The organism is Streptomyces sp. NRRL B-24085 (assembly GCF_001282115.1).
Taxonomy (GTDB): domain Bacteria; phylum Actinomycetota; class Actinomycetes; order Streptomycetales; family Streptomycetaceae; genus Streptomyces.
Genome location: NZ_LJBR01000537.1, coordinates 1 through 11,373 on the forward strand (window position 1 = coordinate 1; position 11,373 = coordinate 11,373).

The following is an 11,373-nucleotide window of genomic DNA, read 5'->3' on the forward strand; positions in this document are numbered from 1 at the left end:
CGCCAGGCCCCGCCCGTCCCCGACGTCTTCGACCCCCGTCAGTACGCCGACGCGATTCCCTACGACGCCTATCGCGTCCTGCGCGACCACCACCCGGTGGCCTGGCAGGACGAACCGGAGGTGCTGGGCTGGCCGGCCGGGCCGGGTTTCTGGGCGGTGAGCCGACACGCGGACGTGGTGCGGGTGCTCAAGGACTCGACGACGTACTCCTCGCACCTCGGCGCGACCCAGATCCGCGATCCCGATCCAGCCGACCTGCCCTTCATCCGGCGCATGATGCTCAATCAAGACCCGCCGGAGCACGGCCGGTTGCGGCGCACGGTGAGCCGGGCCTTCACCCCTGGCCGGGTCGACCGGTTCGCCGCGGTGGCCGAGGAGCGGGCACGGGGCCTCTTCGCCGCCGCGCTGCGCACCGCCCGCGCCACGGACGGCACCGTCGACCTCGTCTCCGCCGTGACCGACGACTACGCCCTGCTCAACCTGTCCGATCTGCTGGGGGTCCCGGACAGCGACCGGGGGCTGCTCCTGCACTGGACGCAGCGGGTCATCGGCTACCAGGACCCGGACGAAGCCGGTCCCGGAGAGCTCGACGGGGAGGGCAGGCCGGTCAATCCGCGCTCGCCGGCGATGCTGGCCGACATGTTCGGGTACGCCCGCCAGTTGGCCGCGCACAAGAAGCGGCACCCGGCCGACGACGTCATGACCACGCTCGCCCATGACGGCGAACTCGTCGACGGAGAACTGGAGATGTTCTTCTTCCTGCTCACCGTCGCGGGCAACGACACCGTGCGCAGTGCGGCACCCGGCGGGCTGCTGGCGCTCGCCGAGCACCCCGCGGTGTACCGGAGCCTGCGCGCCGACCCGGGGCAACTCACCACGGCTGTCGACGAATTGCTGCGCTGGCACCCGCCCGTGCTCACCTTCCGCCGTACGGCCGTGCGCGACACGGAGCTCGCGGGGCAGCGCGTGCGCGCGGGTGACAAGGTGGTCGTCCTCCACGCCTCCGCCAACCGCGACGAGCGGGCGTTCGAGGCGCCGGACACGCTGGACCCGTCCCGCACACCGAATCCGCACGTGTCCTTCGGGGACGGCCCGCACGTCTGCCTGGGCGCCCACTTCGCCCGGCTCCAACTGCGCGTTCTCTACCGGGAGGCATTGCGCGCGCTGCCCGAGCCGCGGGTCGCCGGACCGCCCCGACGTCTCGTGTCGAACTTCATCAACGGAATCAAGTCCCTGCGCGTCCAGGTGACATGAGAACCTGGGAACGAGAGGGGTTCGGACGTAACCGTCGAGGTGTGTGCCGACAGGGGGTCCTCGATGTTCGGGGCAGAGTTGTTCACCCAGACCGCCGCCGCGGCAGCGGGCACGATGGTCGGGCTGATGACCACGGACGCGTGGCAGGCGGCCCGGCAGCGGATGGCACGGTTCCTGCGCCGGGAGGACGTCGAGCGGCTGGACCGGGCACGCGCGGCGCTCGACGCGGCACCGCCCGCCCGGCAGGAGATCCTGCTGCGGGAGCAGCGGCAGGAGTGGGACACCACCCTGCGCGGCCTGCTCGCCCAGGACCCGGCGCTGTCCGGTCTGCTGAGCGAGTTCGTGCAGGAGTTCTCCGCTCTCGCGCGCCCGGTCCTCATCCAGGTGCAGCACGCCCAGGCCCCGCTGGAGCCCGTGCGTGCCCCGGGTGCGCTGACCGTCGCGCCTCCCCTGGGCCGGCTCGACCGCCGGGTGCGGGGCCGTGAGGCACTCCTGGATACGCTGAAACAGCTTGTGGGCAAACCGACTTCGGGCGTACGGGTGCTGCACGGCATGGGCGGGAGCGGCAAGACGACCGTCGCCCTGGAGATCGCCGCCTACGCCGCCGCGCTGAACGTCGACGTGTGGTGGGTGACGGCGAAGAACCCCGCCACGCTGAGCGCCGGGATGCGCGAGGTGGTGGCCGCGCTGGGCACCCCCGCCGACCTCATCGACCGTGCCTGGTCGGGGCGTTCCAGCGCGACCGACCTGCTGTGGCGGCGGCTGTGCGACACCGCGAGCCCCTGGCTGCTGGTGGTGGACAACGCCGACGAGCCCGAACACCTCGCGCCCTACGGCCGGTTGGCGGAGGGCAGAGGCTGGATCCGGCCCGCGGCGGAGCTCCCGGGGCTGGTGCTGATCACCAGCCGGGACAGCAGTCCGACGACGTGGGGGCCGTGGGCCACGCTGCACTCGGTCGACGCCCTGGAGGAGGACGACGCCACCGAGGTGCTGTGGGACCTGGCCGGGGAGCGGGCCGGTTCCCGTGAGGACGCCCGGCTGCTGACCCGGCGGCTCGGCGGGCTGCCGCTGGCACTGCGCATCGCGGGTTCGCATCTCGCGGCGGCCTCGGCGTTCCCCGCCTGGCCGGGCACGACGACCGTGCGGACGTACGCCGACTACCGCGTGGCCCTCGACGAGCGCTTCACCGAACTCCTCGACGAGCACCCGCCCGGGCAACAGGGCAGCAACTACTCCGTGCCGGTGACCGGCACCTGGGAACTGTCGCTGGACCTCCTGGAGCGGCGGGGCATCGTCCAGGCCCGGCCGTTGATGCGGCTGCTGTGCTGTCTGGGCGAGGCGCCGGTGCCGCTGGTGGACCTGCTGCGCCCCGACCGGCTGGCGGACTCCTCGCTGCTGCCCGGCGTCACCCCCCAGGAGCTGTACACCGCGCTCACCTCGCTCGCCGACTTCGGGCTGATCGAGCTGCACACCCCGCCCGGCGGCGACGACCACACCCGCACCCTGCTGATGCATCCGCTCGTCCGGGACGCCGGCCGGCTCCAGCGGGACCTCGCCGAGCACATGCGCGAGTACGCGGCCGTCGTGGCCGACCTGGTGGTCTGCGCCACCGCCGAGCTCAGCGAGGACGACCCACGCGACTGGCCGCGCTGGCGGCTGCTGCTCCCGCACTGCGACGCCCCACTGGCCCTCATCGGCGACCCGTACGAGGCGGCCGACGAATTGGTCTCCAAGGCGCTGCGGGCCGCCGCGGCCGGTGCCCGGCATCTGATCCGGCGGGGCTGGCTGGACCGGGCCGAGGAGGTGCTCGGGGCGTGCGAGCCGGTCGTGCTGGCGTGCGGCCCCCGCGACCCGGACGCGCTCGAAGTGCGTTCCGCGGCGGCCCACTTGCTCCATCTGCGCGGCCGACTGCCGGCGGCGGAGTCGCTGCTGCGCAGCGTGCTGGAGGACACGCGGGCCCTGTTCGGTGACGCGGCCTGCGAGACCGCCGACGCGCGGTACGCCCTCGCGAACCTGCTCAACGGCCGGGGGCGCCCGGTGGAGGCGGAGACCGAGTACCGGGCGGTGCACGCCACGCGCCGGGCCCTGCTGGGCGAGCGCGACCCCCGGACCCTCGCAGCCCGCAAGGGCGTGGCCTGGATGGCCCGCTACCGTGGGCTGCTCGCGGAGGCCGAGGAGGAGTACCGGCTGCTCCTGGACGCCTACCGGGAGACCCTCGGCGCGAACCACCCCGACACCCTGGTCACCCGGCACGAGATGGCCCAGGTGCTGCACGAGCGCGGGATGTTCCGGCAGGCCGAGCAGGAGCTGCGGGAGACGCTGCGGGTGTGCGCGGACGTGCTGGGCGAGCGGCACCCGATCACCCTCGCCGTGCGCCACGACCTCGCGGACGTCCTGCGCGACCGCGGCCTGCTCGTGGAGGCCGAGCACGAGTTCCGTGCGGTGCTCGGGCTGCGCGCGGACGCCTACGGCGAGGACCACCCGGAGACCGTGGCCGCCCGGCACGGCCTGGCCACCGTGCTGCGCGACCGGGGCTGGCCCACCGACGCGGAGAGCGAGTTCCGGGAGGTCTTCGAGGTCCAGCGCAGACTGCTCGGCGACATGCACCCGCACACCCTGGTGGTCCGGCACAACCTGGCCGACCTGCTGATGGAGCGGGGCCAACTGGAGGCAGCGGAAGCCGAGTTCAGGGAGGTGTACGCGGCGCGCCGGGAGGTGCTCGGCGAGCAGCACCTGCTCACCCTGTCGGTGCGGCACGGCGCCGCGCACGTCCTGCACCTGCGGGGCCGTACCGACCGGGCCGAGACCGAGTACCGCACGGTCCTGGCGGACTGCGTGGAGACGCTGGGTCCCCGGCACCCGGGCACGCTGGCGGTCCGCCACAACCTCGCCGACCTGCTCAAGGACCAGGGCCGGCTCGCCGCGGCGGAGCAGGAGTTCAGGGAGGTCTACGAGGCCCGGCGGACCGTGCTCGGCGAGCAGCACCTGCTCACCCTGTCGGTGCGGCACGGCGCCGCGCACGTCCTGCATCTGCGCGGGCACGTCGAGCAGGCGGAGGCGGAGTACCGGACGGTGCTCGCGGACTGCGTGGAGACGCTCGGGCCCCGGCATCCGGGGACCCTGTCGGTCCGGCACAACCTGGCCGACCTGCTGTGCCTCAAGGGCGAACCGGAGGCGGCGGAGGCCGAGTTCAGGGAGGTGCGGGCGGCCTGCGAGGAGGTGCTGGGGTTACGGCATCCGCGGACCCTGGCCGCCCGGGAGGCCCTCTCCCGACTGCGTACCGAGGATCAGGCGCCCCGGGATCCCGACTCGGCGGCCACCGGCTCGTAGCCCGGGAAGCGGGCGGGGATCTGTGCGAGGTCCCACAGGGCGAGTGCCTTGTCGTCGTAGAAGTCGTCGGACTCCTCGTCGCCGATGACCCGCAGCGGTTCCGGCAGCCCGAAGGGCGCCAGCCGGAGGTTGATGGGCCGCCACCAGCCCGTGACGATGTCCGTGTTGGCGGACGTCCGGGAGAAGGTCGTGGTGAGCAGATAGCGCGAGCCGCTCTCCCGGAAACGGGTCAGCGCCTCCACCACGTGCTGGTAGGAGAAGTGCACGAGGGCGTCCCGGCAGACGATGAGGTCGACCCGTGGCACGGGCTGCGCGGTGAAGTCGAGGAGCTGGAACTCCCGCCCCGGAGCGGGGTGTTGGGCGCGGTTGGCGGTGACGAGTTCCTCGACGACGTCCCCGCCGAGGTAGGAGGCGCCGTGCAGGTCGACGTGCTGCATCCAGTTCAGGTCGCCACACGGCGCGTCCAGGACCGAGCGGACGCCCAAGTCAGCGATGAGCGCCCCTAGTTGCGCGATGACCCGCTTCATGCGCTGCACTTCGGAGCCCGGCCCGGAGCGGGTCTCGTCGGAACCCCAGCGGTTGGTGCGGTAGATGTCCGTGAACACGTCGTGCAGGTCGGCCTCGTCGCGGGCGTCCGTGACGTCGAGATAGCGCCGTGCGTCCACGTCGTAGACGGGCTCCCCAGGATTGCTCAGGTACCGCGGGGTCAATGACGTCCTCTTTCGCTGCCCGTCGGCGGGACGTATGGCAGCCCACCGGTACGACTCGGCAGCATAACTCTCCTCAGGGCCGGACCTGGATGAGCGCGTGGGTCCCGCTCGTCCGCCAGCGCTGCCCCTCCGCCTCGACCAGCGCGGCCTCGGTACGCCCGTCGAGCCCGGTGACCACGTCGGACTTCAGGGTCCGCAGGGCGGCCACCGGCCCCGGGAAGTACGCGGTCACGTCGGCGAACGGCGTGGTCGGGGCCCACCACCGGTCGCCCACCAGGCGCCGGTAGTTGAGGTCCCCCTTCAGGACGGTGAGCGAGGCCGCGCCGATCTCCGCGCGGAGGTCGGCGGGCATGTCCGCGTACGGCAGCGGGGCGCAGGAGAACGGGTGGGCGCGGACGTCGAGCCGCCCGTCGGACATGGCGTCCCACAGCCGGCGCCCGTAGGCCGCGGCCTCCCCCGGTGCCCGCACGAGCCGGCGCAGCGCGTCGACCACGTCTGCGGTGGTCGCGTCGGAGACATAGTAGGGGTACGGCTTCACGTGCAGCACGGCCCGCTCGATCCGCCCGTGTTCGAGGAGGTGGGCCACCAGCAGGAGGTCGGGGATCAGTTCGCGGCCGGCGTTGTCGGCGATCAGGCAGAGGGTGCCGGCTCCGTCGAGCAGGGTCCGGAGGCGGTCGCTGTCGTCGGTGACCAGGTCCGGTACGGCGTCCCGCCCCTCGGCGGCCTGGTCGGAGAGCCGGAACCCGAGGTCGGCCCGGTTCCCCCACAGCGAGCCGTGCAGCAGGGCCGTCCACTGCTCCTCGGCGGGCAGGGCGGCGAGTCCGTCCAGCGCGGCCAGCTCCTCGTCGGTCTCGCGGGAGTCGAGTTCGGCGAGCTTGGAGGGCCGGAAGGGGTCGATGCCGGCCCAGGGCCCGTCCCCGAAGTACCCGACGGCGTCGAGGAGTCGGAGGTAGAAGTAGCTCTCGGACCAGAGCCACGGCACGTCGAACCAGGAGCGCCCCGCGCAGGCGTCGATCCCCCACTCCCCCCACGCCCCGCCGGGAAGCGGCTCGATCACGCCCTTGGTGCAGCTTTCGAGCAGCGCGTCGAGGGCGCGGTGCTGCGTGGGGCCGTACGGGAAGCTCTCCCGGACCTGCCGGATGATCGCGGGGTGCCGCTCGGCGAGCACGCCGTGCGGGAAGGAGCCGGGTTCGTTGCCGAGGATGACGTCTGCGCTGCGGGACATGCCGCGACTGTAGTCACCCGGGGGACGGGACAGGTCTCGGACCCGGTGCGCCCACGCGGTGAAACCGCACCTGCGCCCGGTCCCTGCCGGCGACGACGGCGTTCAGCCGCCGCTGCGGGCCTCCTGCTCCAACTGGCTGACCAGCGCCAGGTAGCGGGCCCGCCGAGGAACCGGCACCAGCCCCCGGATCATCACGTGCCACATCTCGGCGAGCCGCCGCGGCTGGCGCCCCAGCGGTTCCAGGTGCCGGCCCACCACTCGCGTCCCGACGAAGAAGCACACCAGGGAGTGGGCCACCGCGTCCACATCGGTGTCCGGGTGCAGATCGGCCTCCTTGACCGCCCCCAGCAGCTTGCCCGTGGCCATGTCCAGCAGCTCCGTGAACGGGTGCCGCAGCGGCGGACGCACCTCCACTCCGCCCGTGGCGAGCCGGAGTCCGGCCCGGAGCACCGGTCCCTCGACCGACAGCCGGGCTATCCCGAAGGTGATGCGGACCAGCGCCTCCAGCGAGGTGTACCCCCGGGCGTCGACGTCGCCCGCGAGCTGTCGCGACGCCCGCGACTGGATCTCCATGATCGCGTGCGCGAGATCGTCCTTGGCCGCGAAGTGGAAGTACAGCGCCCCTTTGGTGACTTGGGCGTGCGCGACGATGTCGCTCAGACTGGTCGATTCATAGCCGCGACGGTCGAACAGATCGGCGGCGGCGGTGATGATCGTCGCTCGGGTCTGTTCAGCGCGTAACTGCCTCGGCATCGACTGCACACTCCTGGTACGGAAAAGAACGGGTCATGCCGTTTGTTTTTTACTCCCTGTACACGATATCTCACCCTGCGACGGCGCCCACCGTGCAGGCGAAGACCACCGACTCCCCTTGCCGCGCGACGACTTGTACGTCGGTGCCGTCCTCCTCGCTCACCTCGATCCAGACCGGCTCGTCGAACTCCGCGTACTGCTGGAACGTGGCGTGGAACGACGCCGGCACCCGGCGCTCCGGCCCGCCGTGCGCCCGTACCGCCTGCCGGGCGGCCTCCAGGAGGAGCATGCCGGGGATGTGGTCCAGGGGGTGGTCGAAGAAGACGGGGTGGGAGGTGTCGACGCGGAGCCGGAAGCGGCCGGGGCGGCCTGTGGGCGAGAGGAGGACGTCGGCGACGAGGGCCCGTCCCACGGTGTCGGCGGGCAGCGGCGCCGGCAGCGGTCGCGGCAGCCGCAGGGCGCCGACGTCGGTGGTGCGCCCTCCGCGCAGTCGACGGTAGACGGACGCGTTCGTCCAGGTCACGGCGATGTGACCGGTCCCTACCTGTTCACCGCCCAGACGTACGGCGGCGTCGTAGCGCAGGGCGGTCGGGCGGCCGGCGCGGCGGCGGACCTCCCTGACGGTGATGTCGACGACGGGTTCGGCGGGGACGGCGCCGACGGCCAGGTGCTCCGGGCGCGTGTCCACCCGCAGTTCCTGGAGGACGAAACAGTGGTCGAGGGGGACCTCGTAGGCCGCGTGGGCGAGCAGCGCCCCGCACTGGCGGACCGTTTCTGCAAGCAGCAGCGGCTCATATGCGGAACGATCAGGGGACACATGCAACTGATGGGCGCGCGGCCACTGGGCGGTGATGGTGAACCGGTCCGCGTCGGTCCTGGTCCAGCCGGTGAGGAGGATCTCCGCGACGGCCACGCGGTGCACGAACTCCCGGGGTACGGTCGCGGTCAGAGGTCCGGGGCCGGGCCGGGCCTGCGCGAGCCGCCGTAAGTCTGGCATGTTTCCCCCTCGTTCCTCCGAAGCGATGACGGACGGTGAGGTGCCCGTGCCGGTGAGCGATAGAGTACGAGGGATTCCGGTCTGTTTTCAATGAGACCTGATCGAGACCGGACGAGATCCGAACGTGGCGCAGGGGAGGGGTTCTTATGGCGAGACAGGAGCGCGCCATCAGGACACGCAGGGCGATCGTGGAGGCCGCGGGCGCCGTCTTCGACGAGCACGGGTACGCCGCGAGCACCATCGCGATGGTGCTGGAGCGGGCCGACGTCACCAAAGGGGCCCTGTACTTCCACTTCCCCTCCAAGGAGTCCCTCGCCCAGGCGGTGCTCGACGAGCAGTTGTCGCTGGGCGCGGTACCGCCGCATCCGTGCAAGTTGCAGGAGATCGTCGACATGACGTTCGTCTTCGGACAGCGGCTGCGGACCAACTCCCTGCTGAAGGGGAGCGTGCGGCTGACGGTGGACCAGTGCGCGCCGCCCGGCGTGGATCACACGGGGCCGTTCCGGCAGTGGAGCGACCAGCTGGTGAGCCTGCTGCAAGTGGCGCGCGACCAGGGTGAGTTGCTGCCCACGGTGGAGCCTCGGGACACGGCCGACCTGCTGGTCGGGGCGTTCGCCGGGGTGCAGTTGATGTCCCGGGCGCTGCACGGGCGGGAGGACCTCGGGCACCGGATCTCCGTGATGTGGGCCCACATGCTGCCGAGCATCGCGGTGCCGGGACTGCTGATCGGCCTCGACAGCCGGCCCGACCGCGGGGCACGGCTGCTGGCATCCCTTGAGGACCGGGAACTGGTGGGCGCCGAGGCCTGATCGCGGCGGCCCTGTCACGGGTGCCGCACGAGAGGGGGCCGGCCGGTGCCCCATCCGCACCGGCCGGCCCCCTCGTTCGCGGGAGTTCGCTCAGAAGGTCAGCTTCCAGCCGTTGAGCGTGCCCGTGTCCTGCGCGGCCGTGTCCTGGACGCGGAGCTTCCAGGTGCCGTTGGCCGTCTCGGCGGAGGCGTTGACGGTGTAGGTGGTGTTGACGTTGTCGGCGGAGTCCGAGGAGCTCGCCGCCTTCAGGCTGTACACCGATCCGTCCGGGGCCACCAGGCTGATCGCCAGGTCACCGCGGTAGGTGTGGGTGATGTCGACGCCGACCTGGAGGGCCGAGGGGGCGTTGCCGCTGCGGCCGCTGACGGTGATGGGGGACTCGATCGCCGAGCCGTTGTCCGGGATGGAGACGGCGGTGGTGCTGGAGAAGGTCGTCCCCGTCGTCGTACCGCCGCTCACGGCCGCCACCGTCTTCGCCGCGTCGGCCAGACCGGCGCCGCAGCCGCCGGAGCAGGCGCCGGGCAGCGGACGGGCGTTGTTCTTGATGGCGGTCTCGATCTGCGCCGGGGTCAGCGTGGAGTTCGCGGACTTCACCAGCGCGACCAGGCCCGCGATGTGCGGGGTGGCCATGCTGGTGCCCTGGTAGTAGGCGTACGACTCCGAAGAGGGCGTCGAGGCACCGGAGTTGAGAGTGGACAGGATGCCGTTGGCGGTGCCGGTGCTGGTCTGGCCGCCGGGCGCCGAGATGTCCACGAGCGAGCCGTAGTTGGAGTAGGAGGCCTTGGCGCCGGAGCGGTTGGTCGCGGCGACCGAGATGATGTTGTTGCAGTTGCCCGGCGAGTGGCCGGAGACGTTCTCGTTGTCGTTGCCGGCGGCCACGACGACGGTCGTGCCGCGGCTGACGGCGTTGTTGATGGCGGTCTGGGTCGCCGAGGTGCAGGCGCCGTCGCCACCGAGGCTCATGTTGATGACCTTGGCGACATTGGTGTTGGCGGGCACGCCGGAGACCGTGCCGCCGGACGCCCAGGTGATGGCGTCGATGATGTCGGAGTCGTAGCCGCCGCACTTGCCGAGGACGCGCAGAGGGGAGATCTTCGCGCCGTACGCGATGCCCGCGACGCCCTTGCTGTTGTTGGTGACCGCGGCGATCGTGCCGGCGACGTGGGTTCCGTGCCAGGAGGAGCTGGAGGCCGGGATGCCCGCGCCGCACTCGTTCGCCGCGTAGTAGTCGCCCGGGTCGGCGGGGTTGCTGTCGCGGCCGTTGCCGTCGACGGAGACCGCGGTGTCGGAGATGAAGTCGTAGCCGGCGACGATGTTCGCGGCGAGGTCGGAGTGGGTGACGTAGCCGGTGTCGATGACGGCGACGGTCACGCCGGTGCCGGTGGACTTGGTCCAGGCGCCGGGCACGTTCATGCCCGCGGTGGCCTCGAACAGGTCCCACTGCTTGGCGTACTCGGTGTCGTTCGGGTCGGCCTGCGGCTTGTTGAGGCGGTCCGGTACGACGTAGGCGACCTGCGGGTCGGCCCTGAACTCGGCGACAGTGTCGGCCACTTCGGCCTTGCTGGGGTCGGCGCCCAGGTCGATGAGGGCGGCGCCGGTGCCGAGTCTGCGCTGGAAGTCGGCGTCCTTGGCGGCGGCGTCGGCCTCGGCGGCCTTGTTCGACGTGGCCTCGGCGGCACCGGACTTGTAGCCGACGATGAGGCGCTCGGCCTGGACGCCGGGGGCGGCCTCGGTGAGCGCGGCCGGGACGGCGGTCTCCTGGGCGGGGGTGTCCTGGGCGACGGCGACGGAGGCCGTGCCGACGGACAGGAGGGCGGCGGAGACGGTGGCGGCGGATATCAGCTTCCGGCGCAGGGAGGAGGAGGTACGCAAGGGTTTGCCTTTCGGGGCCGTGCTCCGGGCAGCGCGGAGCAGCAGTCGAATCGCTTCGTCGGTGAAGCGGCGGGGGGTGAAGCCAGGAGCGCGCGGGGGCCGGCCAAGACGGGGAAGCGGGACCCGTTCGGGGTTGCCTGTGGGTCCGCTGTGGTCGAACGATAGGCAAAGAGCAGGTCATGGGGATACAGGGGAAACCCTTGATCCGGCCGGGAACCGACCCTCTGCGATGGCCGGTTGACCGTCGATGGCCCCTTTGCCCGCGTCCGCACACCGGCGGACGACCCGCTGTATCGGTGAACGCGCGGGGGTCGCGGCCCGTACTGCACGGAAGCCCGTCGTTCCCGCGCCGCCCGAGGAGGCGTTCCGGATGGCCCGGATGCCCTGGACAACCGCCCGTCGTACGAGTGCGGCGGCCGCCGC

At 72.1% G+C, this 11,373-nt stretch carries 8 protein-coding genes; 3 read left to right on the forward strand and 5 right to left on the reverse strand.

The features are described 5' to 3' along the window. Both AOJ26_RS38835 and fxsT read left to right on the forward strand, forming a co-directional pair. Positions 1 to 1,254, forward strand: a 1,254-nt coding sequence (locus AOJ26_RS38835) for a cytochrome P450 (RefSeq protein ID WP_053853048.1), incomplete at its 5' end; no start/stop codon positions are given. A 63-nt stretch (positions 1,255 to 1,317) separates the two neighbouring features. Then, entirely contained in the window at positions 1,318 to 4,584 is a 3,267-nt protein-coding gene (gene fxsT, locus AOJ26_RS38840) for an FxSxx-COOH system tetratricopeptide repeat protein (RefSeq protein ID WP_053853049.1), read from the forward strand. Here the strand turns inward: fxsT and AOJ26_RS38845 are convergent. The 4 genes from AOJ26_RS38845 to AOJ26_RS38860 all read right to left on the reverse strand — a co-directional run bounded on the left by AOJ26_RS38845 (position 4,542) and on the right by AOJ26_RS38860 (position 8,269). After that, complete coding sequence (locus AOJ26_RS38845; RefSeq protein ID WP_053853050.1) at positions 4,542 to 5,294, reverse strand: class I SAM-dependent methyltransferase; 753 nt, start codon at positions 5,292 to 5,294, stop codon at positions 4,542 to 4,544. The genes fxsT and AOJ26_RS38845 overlap by 43 nt on opposite strands. Before the next feature lie 73 nt (positions 5,295 to 5,367). Further along, positions 5,368 to 6,519, reverse strand: coding sequence for a damage-control phosphatase ARMT1 family protein (locus AOJ26_RS38850; protein WP_053853051.1), 1,152 nt, complete (start codon positions 6,517 to 6,519; stop codon positions 5,368 to 5,370). A gap of 102 nt (positions 6,520 to 6,621) precedes the next feature. After that, positions 6,622 to 7,272 carry a ScbR family autoregulator-binding transcription factor gene (locus AOJ26_RS38855; protein ID WP_053853052.1) on the reverse strand — a complete coding sequence of 217 codons (651 nt, stop codon included), beginning with the start codon at positions 7,270 to 7,272 and terminating at the stop codon, positions 6,622 to 6,624. Between the two features lie 70 nt (positions 7,273 to 7,342). Continuing rightward, positions 7,343 to 8,269, reverse strand: coding sequence for a ScbA/BarX family gamma-butyrolactone biosynthesis protein (locus AOJ26_RS38860; RefSeq protein WP_053853053.1), 927 nt, complete (start codon positions 8,267 to 8,269; stop codon positions 7,343 to 7,345). Positions 8,270 to 8,415: 146 nt separating this feature from the next. On the opposite strand from AOJ26_RS38860, the gene AOJ26_RS38865 reads away from it, so the two are divergent. Next, positions 8,416 to 9,078, forward strand: coding sequence for a ScbR family autoregulator-binding transcription factor (locus AOJ26_RS38865; RefSeq protein WP_053853054.1), 663 nt, complete (start codon positions 8,416 to 8,418; stop codon positions 9,076 to 9,078). A 90-nt stretch (positions 9,079 to 9,168) separates the two neighbouring features. Here the strand turns inward: AOJ26_RS38865 and AOJ26_RS38870 are convergent, their stop codons facing one another. After that, positions 9,169 to 10,950: a S8 family peptidase gene (locus AOJ26_RS38870; protein ID WP_053853055.1), complete on the reverse strand. Its 1,782-nt coding sequence runs from the start codon at positions 10,948 to 10,950 to the stop codon at positions 9,169 to 9,171. Between the last annotated feature and the right edge of the window lie 423 nt (positions 10,951 to 11,373).